The sequence below is a fragment of the Bradyrhizobium quebecense genome, assembly GCF_013373795.3.
GTDB classification, from domain to species: domain Bacteria; phylum Pseudomonadota; class Alphaproteobacteria; order Rhizobiales; family Xanthobacteraceae; genus Bradyrhizobium; species Bradyrhizobium quebecense.
In genome coordinates this window covers 7,460,435-7,476,325 of the sequence record NZ_CP088022.1, presented here as the reverse complement: position 1 = coordinate 7,476,325, position 15,891 = coordinate 7,460,435, and the positions used below count along the sequence as shown (strand labels likewise).

Annotated in this window: 12 protein-coding genes; 8 read left to right on the top strand and 4 right to left on the bottom strand. The window is 65.2% G+C overall.

Annotated elements, in window-relative coordinates; genetic code table 11:
- Positions 1-59 precede the first annotated feature (59 nt).
- From HU230_RS35810 to HU230_RS35775, 8 genes are all read left to right on the top strand, one after another.
- A complete protein-coding gene (locus tag HU230_RS35810) occupies positions 60-1,610 on the top strand; it encodes an AMP-binding protein (protein ID WP_176534155.1) in 1,551 nt (516 codons plus the stop codon).
- Between the two features lie 122 nt (positions 1,611-1,732).
- Positions 1,733-2,431 carry a DUF2270 domain-containing protein gene (locus tag HU230_RS35805; RefSeq protein WP_420831851.1) on the top strand — a complete coding sequence of 233 codons (699 nt, stop codon included), beginning with the start codon at positions 1,733-1,735 and terminating at the stop codon, positions 2,429-2,431.
- A 79-nt stretch (positions 2,432-2,510) separates the two neighbouring features.
- Positions 2,511-3,398, top strand: coding sequence for a TauD/TfdA dioxygenase family protein (locus HU230_RS35800; RefSeq protein ID WP_176534157.1), 888 nt, complete (start codon positions 2,511-2,513; stop codon positions 3,396-3,398).
- Positions 3,399-3,815: 417 nt separating this feature from the next.
- Positions 3,816-5,411: an ABC transporter substrate-binding protein gene (locus HU230_RS35795; RefSeq protein ID WP_176534158.1), complete on the top strand. Its 1,596-nt coding sequence runs from the start codon at positions 3,816-3,818 to the stop codon at positions 5,409-5,411.
- Positions 5,412-5,496: 85 nt separating this feature from the next.
- Entirely contained in the window at positions 5,497-6,444 is a 948-nt protein-coding gene (locus HU230_RS35790; RefSeq protein WP_176534159.1) for an ABC transporter permease, read from the top strand.
- A 4-nt stretch (positions 6,445-6,448) separates the two neighbouring features.
- On the top strand, positions 6,449-7,342 hold the full coding sequence (locus tag HU230_RS35785; protein ID WP_176534160.1) for an ABC transporter permease: 894 nt from the start codon (positions 6,449-6,451) through the stop codon (positions 7,340-7,342).
- Positions 7,342-8,355, top strand: coding sequence for an ABC transporter ATP-binding protein (locus tag HU230_RS35780; protein ID WP_176534161.1), 1,014 nt, complete (start codon positions 7,342-7,344; stop codon positions 8,353-8,355). Before HU230_RS35785 ends, HU230_RS35780 begins: the two co-directional genes overlap by 1 nt.
- A complete protein-coding gene (locus tag HU230_RS35775; RefSeq protein WP_176534162.1) occupies positions 8,352-9,344 on the top strand; it encodes an ABC transporter ATP-binding protein in 993 nt (330 codons plus the stop codon). Before HU230_RS35780 ends, HU230_RS35775 begins: the two co-directional genes overlap by 4 nt.
- A 178-nt stretch (positions 9,345-9,522) precedes the next feature.
- Here HU230_RS35775 and HU230_RS35770 read toward each other — a convergent pair whose 3' ends face one another.
- The 4 genes from HU230_RS35770 to HU230_RS35755 all read right to left on the bottom strand — a co-directional run bounded on the left by HU230_RS35770 (position 9,523) and on the right by HU230_RS35755 (position 15,693).
- Positions 9,523-11,502 carry an acetyl/propionyl/methylcrotonyl-CoA carboxylase subunit alpha gene (locus tag HU230_RS35770; RefSeq protein ID WP_176534163.1) on the bottom strand — a complete coding sequence of 660 codons (1,980 nt, stop codon included), beginning with the start codon at positions 11,500-11,502 and terminating at the stop codon, positions 9,523-9,525.
- Complete coding sequence (locus HU230_RS35765) at positions 11,499-13,115, bottom strand: acyl-CoA carboxylase subunit beta (protein ID WP_176534164.1); 1,617 nt, start codon at positions 13,113-13,115, stop codon at positions 11,499-11,501. The genes HU230_RS35770 and HU230_RS35765 overlap by 4 nt, the downstream gene beginning before the upstream one ends.
- Positions 13,115-14,713: an AMP-binding protein gene (locus HU230_RS35760; protein ID WP_176534165.1), complete on the bottom strand. Its 1,599-nt coding sequence runs from the start codon at positions 14,711-14,713 to the stop codon at positions 13,115-13,117. Before HU230_RS35760 ends, HU230_RS35765 begins: the two co-directional genes overlap by 1 nt.
- Before the next feature lie 113 nt (positions 14,714-14,826).
- On the bottom strand, positions 14,827-15,693 hold the full coding sequence (locus HU230_RS35755) for a beta-keto acid cleavage family enzyme (protein WP_176534166.1): 867 nt from the start codon (positions 15,691-15,693) through the stop codon (positions 14,827-14,829).
- Between the last annotated feature and the right edge of the window lie 198 nt (positions 15,694-15,891).

Below are 15,891 nucleotides of genomic sequence, written 5' to 3'. Positions count from 1 at the left end.
CCGACAAGATCATGCTCAAACAGGAAACAAAGTAACATTGAGGGGAGATCTGAGCTTCGATGTACACCGGCAAGCATGCTTACCTGCGCCCGCTGCAACCGGCCTTCATCATGGCCGGGACCGGCGAGATCGTCACCTATCGCGAGCTCGAGGCACGCAGCAACCGTCTCGCGCATCTGTTTCGCAACCGCGGCATGAAGCGGCTCGACCACTATTCGATCTTCATGGAGAACAACAACCGCTACCTCGAGGCCTGCGGCGCCGGTGAACGTTCCGGCCTCTACTTCACCTGCGTCAATTCCTACCTCACGGCCGGCGAGCTCGCCTACATCCTGACCAACAGCCAGTCACGGATCCTGATCACCTCGAAGCTGAAGCTCGACATCGCGCGCGAGGCGCTGAAGGAGTGCCCGCAGGTCGAGCTCTGCATCGTGGTCGACGGCGACAGTGAGAGCGATCGCATCGTCGGACTGCAACAGGCGACCGCGGGGCTGCCGGCGACGCCGATCGCCGACGAATATGCGGGCACCGCGATGCTCTATTCGTCCGGCACGACCGGCCGGCCGAAGGGCATCGTGCGGCCGCTGCCCGAGCAGCCGCCGTCGCAAAACCTTCCGCTGTTCGATTTCCTGACCAAGCTCTGGCACTACCGCGAGGGCATGGTCTATCTGTCGCCGGCGCCGCTCTATCACTCGGCGCCGCAGGCCGCGGTCAATCTCACCATCCGGATGGGCGGCACCGTCGTCATCATGGAGAGCTTCGATCCCGAGCGCTATCTCCAGCTGGTCGAAAAATGGGGCATCACCCATAGCCAACTGGTGCCGACGATGTTCTCGCGCCTGCTGAAGCTGCCCGAGGAGGTTCGCGCCCGCTACGATCTGTCGACGCTCGAGATCGCGATCCATGCCGCAGCGCCCTGCCCGGCGCTGGTCAAGGACGACATGATCAAATGGTGGGGCCCGATCATCCACGAATATTACGGCGCGACCGAGGGCCTCGGCTTCACCGCCTGCAACAGCGAGGAGTGGCTCGCCCATCGCGGCACCGTCGGCAAGGTGCTGCTCGGCGACCTGCATATCCTCGACGAGAACATGCAGCCCTGCCCGAAGGGCACGCCGGGCACCGTGTGGTTCAAGACCGCGACGCCGTTCGAATATTTCAACGATCCGGCCAAGACCAGCGAGGCCCGCTCGGCGGACGGCAGCATGAGCACGGTCGGCGACGTCGGCTATGTCGACGACGACAACTTCCTCTATCTGACCGACCGCGCCACCTTCATGATCATCTCCGGCGGCGTGAACATCTACCCGCAGGAATGCGAGAACCTCCTGATCACTCATCCCAAGGTCGCCGACGCCGCGGTGTTCGGCGTGCCCAATGTCGATCTCGGCGAGGAGGTGAAGGCGGTGGTGCAGCCGGTCGACGGCATCGCGCCGGGGCCGGAACTCGCCGAGGAGCTGATCGCCTTCTGCGCAAGCTCGCTGTCGCGCCAGAAGGTGCCGCGCTCGGTCGATTTCGAGGCCGAGCTGCCGCGGCTGCCGACCGGAAAACTCTACAAGCGCCTGCTGCGCGATCGCTACTGGGGCAACAAGACCTCGCGGATCGTATGAACAGGCGATGCGGCGGGCCGGGCCCTCGCAGCCGGGGACGTCGGGCGGCGTAACGGACTCACCCCTCGCGCGGATTTCGCGCTATGCTCCGGGATCGCAAGCCAGCTTCGCCGGAGGCCGCCATGCCGTCGCCCCAACCGCGCGAGCCCGAGCCGGTACAGGCCGGAAGGCTCGAATTCACCGCCGCCGAGATCGGTGCGCTCGCCCATCTCTATCGTGGCGAGGTCTACCGCAGCACGGTCTGGCGCACCCGCCTCGACAGCTCGACCAACTGGGCGGTGGTCACGACCGGCATCGCGCTGTCGGCGACCTACAGCAGCGCGGAGGCTTCGCCTTTGCCGATGGTGCTGGTCGGGTTGCTGGTCACGGTGTTTCTGTTGTTCGAGGCGCGGCGTTATCGCTACTTCAACGTCTGGCGCGCCCGCGCGCGGTTGCTCGAAACCGATTTCTACGCGCCGATGATCCGCGGCGAAGGTCCCTCGCCGGGCTCGGCCTGGACCGAGCTGCTCGCCAACGACTACCGCCGCCCGAGCTATCACATCAGCCTTGCCCGGGCGATCGGCCGACGGCTGCGCCGGACCTATGGCTGGATCTTCGCGATCCAGGCCATCGCCTATTACGGCAAGCTGGCGATCCACCCCCTGCCGCTTACCACGGTGAGCGAGATCTGGGACCGCGCCTCGATCGGCCCGATTCCCGGAGCCATCGTGGTTCTGGCCGGCGTCGCCTTCCATTCCAGCTGGGCGCTGTTCGCCTTCGTCACGCATCGCATGGAGGTCGCCGACCGGCGGACGCGGCACAAACTGATCGCGATGGGGTGAGGCGGCGCGAGCCGCGTTGCCGCTGGCCGGCTTTTCCCCTAACCTCGCCTCAATAAGAAACGTCAGGGAGGATTTGCCGATGGAAGTGATCCCACTGCGCGAGGGATTCGGAGCCGAACTGCGCGGCGTCACGCTTTCTGATGTTGCCGCCAGCGATGCCGCCTATGCCGCGGTGCGCGCGGCATTCGAGGAACACTCGGTGCTGGTGTTCCGCGGCCAGGAGGTCAGCGACGACATCCAGCTCGCCTTCTCGCGCCGCTTCGGTCCGCCTGAGACGACCAAGGTCGGTTCGATGGGCACCGGCTCGCATTTCGTGATCCTCTCGACCTTCGGACCTGACGGCAAGGTGGTTCCGTCCGACCATCGGCAGCAGCTGCGCGCCAAGGCCAACCAGCTCTGGCACACCGACTCCTCGTTCAAGCGCGTGCCGGCGCTGACCTCGATCCTGTCCGCGCGCATCATCCCCGAACATGGCGGCGAGACCGAATTCGTCTCGATGCGGCTGGCCTTCGAGCGGCTCGACAAGGATGTGGCCAAGCGGCTGGAGAACTCCTTCGCCTGGCACTCCTACGCGCATTCGCGCAGCAAGGTGGCCACCGGGCTCGCGACGTCGGAGGAAGTCGACGCGCTGCCGCCGGTGTGCTGGCGCATGGTCTGGCGCAATCCCGTCAACGGTCGCGGCGCGCTGTATCTGGCCTCCCACGCCTATGGCGTCGAGGGCATGGATGCCGATGCCGGCAAGGCCCTGATCGAGCAGCTGACCGAAGCCGCCACCGCGCCCGGCGTCAGCTATCTGCATCAATGGAAGCAGGGCGACGTCGTGATGTGGGACAACCGCGCCACCATGCATCGCGGCCGCCCCTGGCCGGCGCACGAGGGCCGCCTGATGATCCGCACCACGATCTCGGCGACCGAGGCGGACGGCGTCGCGAACATGCAGCCGCCCTCAACGCAGGCGGCGGAGTGAGGTGATGTGGCGCCGGTCATACCGTCATCCAGAGGAGCCGCGAAGCGGCGTCTCGAAGGATGAATGGCCCGGCTCGTGGCCGTGCATCCTTCGCGGCTCGCCCAGCGGCGCAATTGCGCCGCAAGGCTCGCACCTCAGGATGACGGTGAGAAGCATCGCGATTGGATCGGCGACAAACTGTCGCTCATTGTAGGACGCTTCACGCCTCGAATTCGAACGGAGAGGCGTCACCGCATAGCAAAACAACCAGAGTTCCCCGCACAATCACAGCCATTATTCCCCGTTCGTGGAAATTTTAATCCTGCCACGTCATCCGAATTGCCAATCCCCGCACGGCCCTCGCCGGTTGCCCGACGGCCTCACCGTGGTATCGTCGATGCCAATCGGCCATTGAGACCGAAATTCGTGGAGGGGACCATGCGGAGCGTGCAAGCGCTGGCCGTCGCGGTGTTGTCTGTGCTGACCATCGGCGACGTTTCACGCGCAGCCGAGCCGAAATCCGGCGGCATCTTCAGGATCTATCACCGCGACAGCCCCGGCAGCGCCTCGATCCACGAGGGCGCGACCTATTCGGTGAACATTCCGTTCATGCCGATCTTCAACAACCTCGTCATTTTCGATCAGCACATCGCCCAGAACAGCGCCAGCACGATCCGGCCCGAGCTTGCGGAGAGCTGGGCCTGGAGCGGCGACAACAAGACGCTGACCTTCAAGCTGCGCAAGGACGTGAAGTGGCATGACGGCAAGCCGTTCACCGCGGCTGACGTCAAATGCACCTTCGACATGCTGATGGGCAAGTCGCAGCAGAAGTTCCGGCAGAACCCGCGCAAGTCCTGGTACGACCAGGTCGACGAGGTCACTACCAACGGCGACTATGAAGCATCGTTCAAGCTGAAGCGGCCGCAGCCCGCGCTCTTGTCGCTGCTCGCCTCGGGCTATTCGCCGGTCTATCCCTGCCATGTGTCGCCGGCGGAGATGCGCACCAAGCCTGTCGGCACCGGCCCGTTCAAGTTCGTCGAGTTCAAGGCCAACGAATCGATCAAGCTCACCAAGAACCCCGATTACTTCAAGAAGGGCCTGCCCTATCTCGACGGCATCGAGTTCACCATTATCACCAACCGCTCGACGGCGATCCTCGGTTTCGTCTCGGGCAAGTTCGACATGACGTTCCCGACCGAGGTCTCGATCCCGCTGCTCAAGGACGTCAAGTCACAGGACTCCAAGGCGGTCTGTGTGGTGGAACCGAACAATGTCTCCACCAACATCATCATCAATTCGAGCGGACCGCCGTTCGACAATCTCGACATCCGTCGCGCGCTGGCGCTGGCGCTCGATCGCAAGGCGTTCATCCAGATCATGTTCGAAGGCCAGGGCGACATCGGCGGCACCATGGAGCCGGCACCCGACGGCCTGTGGGCGATGCCGAAGGAGATGCTGGAATCGATTCCCGGCTACGGTCCCGACATCGAGAAGAACCGCGAGGAAGCCCGCAAGCTGATGCAGAAGGCGGGCTATGGCCCGGACAAGCACCTGCAGATCAAGGTGTCGACCCGCAACATCGCGGTTTACCGCGATCCCGCGATCATCCTGATCGACCAGATCAAGAGCATCTACATCGACGCCGAACTCGACGTCGTCGACACCGCGCAATGGTTCCCGAAGATCGCACGCAAGGACTATTCGCTCGGCCTCAACCTCACCGGCAACGCCGTCGACGAGCCTGACCAGTCCTTCTACGAGAACTATGCCTGCGGCTCGGAGCGCAACTACACCAACTACTGCAACAAGGACATCGAGAAGCTGTTCGACCAGCAATCCGAGGAGACCGACCTCGACAAGCGCAGGAAGCTGGTCTGGGAGATCGACAAGAAGCTGCAGGAAGACGTCGCGCGCCCGATCATCTTCCATGCCCGGACCGGCACCTGCTGGAAGCCTTACGTGAAGAATGTCACGATCATGTCCAACAGCTCCTATAACGGCTATCGCTACGAAGACGTCTGGCTGGACAAGTAGGCAAAGCGTTTTCGAGCGAGGTGGACACCGGTTCGCGTCGAGAAAACGCATCAAGAGAAGATTCGGGATTAGGGAGAGAGCCAGGGTGTTTGCCTATATCGTGCGGCGGGTGTTCCTGATGCTCGTGACCCTGTTCGGGATCTCGGTCATCATCTTCGTGCTGCTGCGCGTCGTGCCCGGCAACATCGTTGACATCCTGTTCGACGCCGCGGGCTTCGTCGATCCCGCCGACAAGGCCAATCTCGAGCGCGAGCTCGGCCTCAACCAGCCGATCGTGATCCAGTACCTGCACTGGATCGGCGGCCTGCTGCACGGCGACCTCGGCTATTCCTACGTCTCCGAGAAGCCGGCGCTGGAGGAGATCCTGCCGCGGATTCCGATTACCGCACGGCTTGCGGGGCTGGCGCTGCTGTTCTCCGCCTCGATCGGCATTCCGCTCGGCGTCATCAGCGCCGTGCACCAGGGCTCGAAGCTCGATTATGCGCTGCGCGTCGTCAGCCTCAGCGGCCTGTCGCTGCCGTCATTCTGGCTCGGCCTCTTGATCCTGATGGCCTCGGTCTCGCTGTTCGGTACCATGCCGATCTTCAATCCGAACCCGAAGACCTGGCTCGAGGCGTTGACCATCTATGCGGTGCCGGCGATGGCGGTCGGCTTCCGCAGCGCGGCGCTGACCATGCGCATCACCCGCTCCTCGATGCTGGAGATCCTGCGCCAGGACTACATCCGCACCGCGCGCGCCAAGGGCGCTTCCGAGGCCTCCGTGAACTATCACCACGCACTGAAGAACGCGGTGCTGCCGGTCATCACCGTGATCGGCATCGAGGCCGCATTCCTGATCGGCGGACTTATCGTCACCGAGACCGTGTTCAACATTCCCGGCATCGCCCGCTTCCTGGTCGAGGCGCTGCGCTGGCGCGATTACCCGATCGTGCAGAACCTCGTGATGTTCATCGCGGTCGTCGTCGTGGTCGTGAATTTCATCGTCGACATGCTCTACGCGGCGATCGATCCGCGCATCCGGTTCGGAGACTGAACGCGTGGCAACAATCAATTTCGACAGCGAACTGCGCCGCGCCGGAGCCAACGCCACGACCGGCTGGGGACGGTTCGCGTTCCTCGCGCAGCGCCATGTGCTCGGCACAATCGGCCTGATCATCATGCTGTCGTTCGTGCTGACCGCGATATCAGCCGATCTGATCAGCCGCTACGATCCGCTCACCGTCGATTCCGCGCACCGGCTGGCCGCCCCCTCCACGCTGCACTGGTTCGGTACCGACTCCTTCGGCCGCGACGTCTGGAGCCGCATCGTCCATGGCGCGCGGATCTCGCTTGCGGTCGGCATCGGCTCCACGACGCTCGGCGCCATGCTCGGCGTCATCGTGGGTCTCACCTCCGGCTATCTCTCCGGCTGGGTCGACCTCGTGTTCCAACGAGTGACCGACATCCTGCAATCGCTGCCGCTCTTGGTGCTCGCGCTTGTGATGACCGCGGCACTCGGTCCCTCGCTGCCGAACGTGATCCTTGCCATCGCCATTCCCTTGATCCCGACGGTTGCCCGCGTGGTCCGCGCCAACACGCTGGCGCTGCGCGAGCAGCCATTCGTGGAAGCCGCCAAATCGATCGGCATGAGCGAGACGCGCATCGCGCTGCGCCACGTGCTGCCGAACACGATCGCACCGCTGATCGTGCTGGCCACCGCGCAGCTCGGCTCAACCATCCTCACCGAAGCGTCGTTGTCGTTCCTCGGCCTCGGCATTCCCGAGCCTTATCCGTCCTGGGGCCGCATGCTGTCGGAATCCGCCGCTGAATATGTCCGCACCGCGCCGTGGCTGGTGATCTTCCCCGGCATCGCGATCAGTCTCGCGGTGTTCGGCACCAATCTGTTCGGCGACGCGCTGCGCGACATCCTCGATCCGAGGCAGCGCGGCTGATGAGCGACGCTATTGCGGCAGAGACGGTTCTCGAGGTGAAGAACCTGCAGACGGTGTTCTTCACCAACTCCGGCCTGTTCCGCGCGGTCGACGACGTCTCGTTCTCGGTCCGCCGCGGCGAAACGCTGGCGATCGTCGGCGAATCCGGCTGCGGCAAGAGCGTCAGCGCGCTCTCGATCATGCGTCTGGTGCCCGATCCGCCCGGCCGCATCGTCGGCGGCTCCGTGACGCTCGAGGGCACCGACCTCCTGAAGCTCGACGATGCCGCGATGCGCGCCATCCGGGGCAACCGCATCTCCATGATCTTCCAGGAGCCGATGACCTCGCTCAATCCGGTGATGCGGATCGGCGACCAGATCACCGAGGCCGTGCGCCTGCATCGGAAGATGAGTAGCAAGGAGGCATGGGCGCAGGCGGTCGACATGCTGCGGCTGGTGCGCATCCCGGAGCCGGAGCGCCGCGCGCAGGAATATCCGCACCAGCTCTCCGGCGGCATGCGTCAGCGCGCCATGATCGCGATGGCGCTGGCCTGCCGGCCGGCGCTCCTGATCGCGGACGAGCCGACCACCGCGCTCGACGTCACCATCCAGGCGCAGATCCTCGCGCTGATCGTCGATTTGCAGCAGCGGCTCGGCACCGGGCTGATCCTGATCACCCATGACCTTGGCGTCGTCGCGCAGACCGCGCAGCGCGTGATCGTGATGTATGCCGGCAAGAAGGTCGAGGAGGCGACAGTTGAATCCTTGTTCGAAACGCCGCTGCATCCCTATACGCGCGGGCTGATGGCCTCGATGCCGGCGGTGATCGCGCTGGGCGCGAAGACCGATGCGCGGCTGACCGAAATTCCCGGCATGGTGCCGTCGCTGACCAATCTGCCGCCCGGCTGCGCCTTCGCGCCGCGCTGCAAGTTCGCGATCGACCGCTGCCTCAAGGAGTATCCGCCGCTCGACGAGGTCAAGAGCGATCACTGGGCGGCATGCTGGCGCGCCGGCGAGATGCTGGAGGCGTCATGACCGAGCAACGCCCGCTCCTCGAGGTGACCGATCTCGTCAAGCACTACGCGGTGCGCGGCGGCGTGCTGCGCCGGCAGGTCGGCACCGTTCACGCGGTCGACGGCGTCAGCTTTTCGCTCGGCGCCGGCGAGACGCTCGGCCTGGTCGGCGAATCCGGCTGCGGCAAGTCGACGGTGGCGCGCACGGTGCTGCGGCTGGTCGAGCCGACCAGCGGCGCCATCAAGCTGGATGGCGAGGACATCGCACCGCTCAGCAAGAGCGCGCTGCGGCCGTATCGGCGCTCGATGCAGATCGTGTTCCAGGACCCGTTCGCCTCGCTCAATCCACGCATGACGGCCGGCGACATCGTCGGTGAGCCCCTGATCGTGCATGGGCTCGCGACCGGCGCGAAGAAGCAGGAGCGCGTCGCGGAGCTGTTCCAGCAGGTCGGTCTCCGGCCCGATCAGATGAAGAACTTTCCGCATCAATTCTCCGGCGGGCAGCGTCAGCGCATCTGCATCGCCCGCGCGCTGTCGCTCGGCCCGCGGCTGATCGTTTGCGACGAGCCGGTATCCGCGCTCGACGTCTCGATCCAGGCGCAGGTGATCAATCTGCTGATCGACCTGCAGCGCAAGCAGAACTTCTCCTACCTGTTCATCGCGCACGACCTCGCGGTGGTCGCCCATATCAGCCACCGCGTCGCCGTGATGTATCTCGGCCGCATTGTCGAGATCGCCGACAAGCGCGAGCTGTTCGCCAATCCGCGCCACCCCTACACCCAGGCCTTGCTCGCCTCGGTGCCGATCGCCGACCCCAAGGCCAGGCGGCTCACGCCGCTGATCGACGGCGACGTGCCGAGCCCGATCAACCCGCCGTCTGGCTGCGCATTCCACACCCGCTGCCGCTACGCGATCGATCGCTGCAAGACCGAACGCCCGGCGCTGCAGGCGGCGGGCACCGGGCATCAGGTCGCCTGCTGGCTGAATGACGGGACGGGGCGGGACGAGTGACTCCACTGTAGTCCCTGCAAAAGCAGGGACCCAACCACCGTTGCTCGTTGTTGCACCGAGCTGTGGCCACGGTCTGTTCCAACAACATCGATCGGTGGTTATGGGTCCCGGCTCGCGCGGAGCCTGTCATCGGGCGGCGCTTCGCGCCGACCCGTTGGCTTGCCCGGGACGACAGTAGCTATGCCGCCGCCTCGATCTCCACCACGATCTTCCCCGTCGTCACCTGCTCGCCCTCGGCAACGTCGATCGACGACACCGTGCCCGCGACACCCGCCGTATGCACGTGCTCCATCTTCATCGCCTCCAGCGTCAGCACCGGCTGGCCGGCCGCGACCTTGTCGCCGGCCTTCACCAGCACCGCGACGACCCGGCCGTTCATCGCCGCACGGACCTTGCCGTCGCCACCGGCGGCCGCAGCGCTCTCCGGCGGCGCGAGCGTCAGATCGCGCGCCACCAGAGTGACGCCACGATGCAGGATATGGAGCCGATCGCCGTCGCGCAGGAACCTGGCCTGCTCCATCAAACCATCGTGGTGGAAACGGATGTTGTCCTGATCGAGTTCGTCGATCTCGAAGCTGAAGCGATCGCCGTTGCGAGCCGCGCGGTAGCTGCCGTCGCGCTCACGGACAATCTCGATCTCCTGCACGCCGTGACCGAGATCGATCCGCAAGCCGAGCGGGAATGTCGCCGACAGCGAGCGGCCGCGCTGCCATGGCGGCGCGTGCCGATTGGTGACGTAGAGCAGCAGCGCCGCGAGCGCGAGGTCGCTGCCGCGATCGGGCCGGGACGCCAGCAGGGTATCGCGATTGTTGCCGATGAAGGCCGTGGTCGCCTCGCCCTTGGCAAAGACCGGATGACGCAGGCAGTCGATCAGGAAACCCTGATTGGTGGTGACGCCGAAGGCCGTGACCTGCTCCAGCGCGCAGATCAGCTTGCCGCGCGATTCATCACGGATTGCGCCGTGGCTGATCACCTTGGCGATCATCGAATCGTAGAACGGCGGAATCTCCGAGCCGGACTGCAATGCGTGCTCGACGCGGATGCCTTCAGGCATCTGCCACCGCGCCATCGTGCCGGATTGCGGCATGAAATCATGCCCGGCATCCTCCGAGCAGAGCCGCACCTCGATGGCATGACCGGAGAAGGTGATGTCCTCCTGCCTCAGGCCGAGCCGCTCGCCGCTGGCGACGCGGAGCTGCAACTCGACCAGATCGAGCCCGGTGATCGCCTCGGTGACGGGATGCTCGACCTGCAGCCGCGTGTTCATCTCCATGAAGTAGAAATTGCCGGCGCGATCGAGCAGGAATTCCAGCGTGCCGGCCCCCTCGTAGCCGATCGCCTTGACCGCCTGGACTGCGACCGCGCCCATCCGCGCGCGCAGCTCCGGCGTCACCGCCGGCGACGGTGCCTCCTCGATCAGCTTCTGGTGCCTGCGCTGCACCGAGCAATCGCGCTCGCCGAGATGGACGGCGTTGCCATAGCGATCGCCGAATACCTGGATCTCGATGTGGCGGGGATCGACGATCGCGCGCTCGAGGATGACGGTGGGATCGCCGAACGCGCCCTGCGCCTCCGACCGCGCGCTGCGCAACGCATCCGGAAACGCCGCAGCATCCGCGACCAGCCGCATGCCGCGGCCGCCGCCACCGGCGACCGCCTTGATCATGACCGGAAAACCAATTGCCTTGGCTTCCGCCAGCATCACGGCATCGCTCTGGTCGACGCCCTGATAGCCGGGCACGCAGGGCACGCCAGCCTTCTGCATGATCTCCTTGGCGCCGGCCTTGTTGCCCATCGCGAGGATCGCCTCCGGCGACGGGCCGATAAACACCAGCCCCGCATCGCGGCAGGCCTGCGCAAAGTCCTCGTTCTCGGCCAGGAAGCCGTAGCCGGGATGCACGGCGCCGGCACCGCTCGCCTTGGCGGCTGCGATGATCGCGTCGATCTTCAGATAGGATTGCGCGGGCAGCGCCTCGCCGATCCGTACCGCCTGATCGGCTTCGCGCACATGCAGTGCGTCGCGGTCGGCATCCGAATAAACTGCGACGACGCCATGGCCGAGCCGCCGCGCCGATCGCATGATGCGCAGCGCGATCTCCCCGCGATTGGCGATCAGGATCTTGAAGAACGGTGTCCGCTTCACGATTACCCCGCTCATGGCCGCGCCACCGAGAACTGCATGCGCTGCGGGCTGCGCGCCTCGGCCTCGCGGCAGATCGCCAGCACCTCGGCGAGCACGCTCCGCGTATCGCGCGGATCGATCACGCCGTCGTCGAGCACCCGGGCGCTGGTCGAGAACACGTCCATCTGGCCATCGAACACACCGGTTATCTGCGCCTTCATCGCGTCCAGCTTCTCCTTCTCGATCGGCTTGCCGCGCCGCGCGGCCGCCGCCTCGGTCACGATCGCCATGGTTTCGGCAGCCTGCTCGCCGCCCATCACGGCGGTCTTGGCGTTCGGCCAGGAGAAGCAGAAGCGTGGATGGAAGCCGCGGCCGCACATGCCGTAATTGCCGGCGCCGAACGAGGCGCCGCAATACAGCGTGATCTGCGGCACCGTCGCCGAGGTCACGGCCTGGATCATCTTCGAGCCGTGCTTGATCATGCCGGCCTCTTCATAGGCGCGGCCGACCATGTAGCCGGTGGTGTTGTTCATGTAGAGGATCGGCGTGCGCGACTGGCAGCAGGCCTGGATGAAATGCGTCGCCTTGTTGGCGCCGGGCACATCGAGCGGCCCGTTGTTGGTGATGATGCCGATCGCCTGCCCTTCGATACGCGCATGACCGCACACCGTCGCCGGGCCGTAATTGGCGCCGAACTCGGTGAAATCGGAATCGTCAATGAAGCGCGCGATCGCCTGGCGCATATCGACGGGACGCTTGTGGTCCATCGGCATGATGCCGAGCAGCTCCTCCGCGTCATAGCGCGGCGGCTTGAATGCGGCTGGCTCCGGCGCCGGCCGGTCCCACGGCAGCTTGGCCATGATGTCGCGCGCGATACGGAGCGCATCGCGATCGTCCTCGGCGAGATAATCGCCAAGCCCGGATACCTGCGTATGCATCTCGGCGCCGCCGAGCTCCTCCTCGGTCGCGATCTCGCCGGTGGCGGCCTTGAGCAGAGGCGGCCCGGCGAGGAACGCGCGGGTACGGCCGCGCACCATCACGATGTAATCGGAGAGGCCTGTCTGGTAGGCGCCGCCCGCGGTCGAGGAACCATGGGTGACGGTGACAACGGGAAGCCCCGTCGCAGATAGCCGCGCCAGATTGCGGAAGATGTTGCCGCCGCGGACGAAGTCCTCGACCCGGTAGCGCAGCAGATTGGCGCCGGCGCTCTCGACCAGCTGCACATAGGGCAGCTTGTTCTCCAGCGCGAGCTCCTGCACCCGCAGCGTCTTGTCGAGGCCGTAGGGTTGCAGCGCGCCGGCGTCGATGCCGGCGTCATTGGCGCTAACCATGCAGCGGATGCCGGAGACGAAGCCGATGCCGGCGACCAGGCCGCCACCGGGCACGCTCTTGTCCGAATCCGCCACATCGAACATGTAGCCGGCGAGCGTCGAGAGTTCGAGGAACGGCGAGCCGGGATCGAGCACCAGCGCGACGCGCTCGCGCGGCAAGAGCTGACCGCGCTTGTGAAAGCGGTCCTTGGCCGCGGCGGATGCGGCGCGCGTCCGCTCTTCCAGCCCCCGCATCCGGGCGATCAGCGCCAGCATGCCGTCGCGATTGCTGTGGAACGCGGCGCTGCCGGTGGAAATGGTGTTCTCGATGATGGCCACTAGGCGCGCTCCACAAAATGCCCGCTGTACTGCTGGCGTAGCTCGACCTTGCGCAGCTTGCCGGTCGCGGTCATCGGCATCTCGTCGAGGATACGCACCAGCTTCGGCACCTGGAAGCCGCCGAGATGCTTTCTGCAATGCGCCTCGATGCCGGCCTCGTCGGCCATCGCGCCGGGCTTCAGCTTGACGAAGGCTGAGACCGCCTCGCCCCATTGCGGGTGCGGCAGGCCCACCACCGCGGCATTCTGCACGGCGGGGTGCGCCAGCAGCGTCTCCTCGATCTTGACGGAAGCGACGTTCTCGCCGCCCGACTTGATCATGTCCTTCTTGCGATCGAGGAACAGCACCTCGCCGTTGGCGTCGATCAGGGCAAGATCGCCGGTATGGTGCCAACCGAACTTGCGCGCCTCCTCGGTCGACTTCGGGTCCTTGTAATAGCCCATCATCACGTTGGGTCCGCGATGCACCAGCTCGCCGATCTCGCCACGCGGCAACAGGTTGCCGTTGTCGTCCATGATCGCGGTCTCGTTGACGATCAGCGACTCGCCCCAGTAATTGCCGAAGCGGTCGAGCTGTACCTCGGGCCTCGACATCGTCGTCGCCGGGTACATTTCGGTCTGGCCGCTGGTCAGCACGAAGTTCGGACAGAGATCGGCGATCGCACGCTCCAGCAGCGGCTTGCCCATCGGCGCCATGGTGTAGATGCAGCAGCGCAGGCCCGACAGATCATATTCGCGCCGGCGCGGATGATCCAGGATCGCCTGGTACATCAGCGACAGGCCGACAAACACGGTGAGCCTATCACGAACGATCGCCTCCATGCAGACGACCGGATCGAAGCCGCGCATCAGCGCCATGCGGCCGCCGACCGAGAGATAGCTCAGCAGCAATACGTGGCCGGCGCAGTGAAACAACGGAAACTGCCCGGTGATCCCGTCATCGCGCGAAAGCTGCATCTCGATGCAGTTGCTCATCACGGCCATGACCACGGCGAGGTGGCAATGCATCGCCCCCTTCGGCCGCGAGGTCGTGCCTGACGTATAGATGACCATCGCGAGATCGCGGTCGTTGATCTCGATGTCAGGCTCGATATCGGATTGCCCCTCGAGGAGACCGTTAAACTCCTGCAAGCCGGTCTTGCCGGCATTGCCGGTCAGGTCGACCGCGATCATCTCCATGCCGCGCGCTTCCAGCGCTGCGCGCCGGTCGGCCTGACCGTGGAGATTGTCGTCGATGACGGCAAAGCGCACCTCGGCATGGCCGAGGATGTAGTCCATGTCCGACGGCCCGAGCATGGTGTTGATCGGGACCCAGACCAGGCCGGCGCGATGGATGCCGAACAGCGCTTTGACGAACTCGACGGAGTTGTTGCAGATCGTCGAGATCTTCTCGCCAGGCTTCAACCCGCGCTGCACCAGATGATTGGCGAAGCGATTGGCGTCGCGCTCGAGCTCGGTGAAGGTGACCTGCCGGCCGCCATCGGTCAGCGCGACGCGATCCGGGAATCGCCGTGCGGCGCGCTTGAGGAGATCGCCGATCGCGACCCGTCCGATGCGGCCCGGCCCGGTGACGCCGCCGGTTGCTGCGAGATTGTCCATGTGCTCTCTCCTGCCTCGTCATTGCGAGGAGCGAAGCGACGAAGCAATCCACCCAATCTTCGAGTGGCTAGATGGATTGCTTCGCTTCGCTCGCAATGACGGCCGGGTTGACGTCAGTGCCTGACCCCAAAAATCTGCCGCGCTTCCGCAGGACTCGCGATGTCGCGGCCGGCACGGCGTGCACAGGCGGCGAGTCCTTCGACGAGCTGCCCGTTCGACGTCACCTTGGTGCCGTCGCCGAGATAGAACGTGTCCTCCAGGCCGCTGCGCAGATGACCACCGAGGTCGGCGGCGCGCTGGTGCAGCGGCCAGATCTCGGCGCGGCCGATCGCGGTGACCTGCCAATGCGCTTCCGGCACTTTCAGCTTCAAGAGGATCGGCAACAGCTCCGGATCGGCCGGCATCCCCGAGGCGACGCCCATCACGAAATTGTACTCGAGCGGGCCGGAATACATGCCGGTCTGCCGGTACATGCCGACGCAGCGCACGATGCCGACATCGAAGCACTCGAATTCGGGGATGGTGCCGGCCACCTTCATCACATCGAGATAGTCCTGCACTTTCTCGACCGCGTTATCGAACATCATCGGCGGCCAGGCCCAGGTGTTGTCGGCCTTGACCTTCAGATAGTTCAGCGATCCGGCATTGCAGGCCGCGATCTCGGGTTTTGTCTCGCGCACGCAGTCGAGCGCGCCCTGGTAGTTCGGGCCCGAGGTGCCGGTGGTGTGGTTGATGATCACGCCGGGGCAGGCCTCACGAATCGCCTGCTGGATTTCCTTGCTGACGCCGACCTCCCACGACGGCAGGTGGCCCTTGTTCGGCTCCTGCTGGCGCAGATGGATGTGCATGATGCTGGCGCCGGCGTTGAACGCGGCCCTGGCCTCGCGCGCCATCTCTTCCGGCGTCACCGGAACGTTGTGCTGTTTCGGGTCGGTAAGCACGCCGTTCAGCGCGCAGGTGATGACGGCCTTGTCGCTCATGGGTCTCTCGTCCGGGTTGCGGCGCACCTGCGCGGCTGATTTTCCCATGATGAGAAATTTGTCTGTGCGCCATCTTGCGTTGACTGGCTAAGTGGATGCGCGCACGTCGGAATCCGCGGTCAGCCGGTTAACACAAGACGCGACACCCACGCGGCGCGTAGAGTCGCTGTAAGCAGAAGCGGCGCAACAAGCCGGCAT

Excerpts from the sequence above, each read along its gene's own strand:
- HU230_RS35760 (WP_176534165.1), bottom strand. The coding sequence starts at position 14,713 with ATGGACAATCTCGCAGCAACCGGCGGCGTCACCGGGCCGGGCCGCATC.
- HU230_RS35810 (WP_176534155.1), top strand. The coding sequence starts at position 60 with ATGTACACCGGCAAGCATGCTTACCTGCGCCCGCTGCAACCGGCCTTC.
- HU230_RS35770 (WP_176534163.1), bottom strand. The coding sequence starts at position 11,502 with ATGAGCGGGGTAATCGTGAAGCGGACACCGTTCTTCAAGATCCTGATC.
- HU230_RS35775 (WP_176534162.1), top strand. The coding sequence starts at position 8,352 with ATGACCGAGCAACGCCCGCTCCTCGAGGTGACCGATCTCGTCAAGCAC.
- HU230_RS35755 (WP_176534166.1), bottom strand. The coding sequence starts at position 15,693 with ATGAGCGACAAGGCCGTCATCACCTGCGCGCTGAACGGCGTGCTTACC.
- HU230_RS35800 (WP_176534157.1), top strand. The coding sequence starts at position 2,511 with ATGGAAGTGATCCCACTGCGCGAGGGATTCGGAGCCGAACTGCGCGGC.
- HU230_RS35780 (WP_176534161.1), top strand. The coding sequence starts at position 7,342 with ATGAGCGACGCTATTGCGGCAGAGACGGTTCTCGAGGTGAAGAACCTG.
- HU230_RS35795 (WP_176534158.1), top strand. The coding sequence starts at position 3,816 with ATGCGGAGCGTGCAAGCGCTGGCCGTCGCGGTGTTGTCTGTGCTGACC.
- HU230_RS35805 (WP_420831851.1), top strand. The coding sequence starts at position 1,733 with ATGCCGTCGCCCCAACCGCGCGAGCCCGAGCCGGTACAGGCCGGAAGG.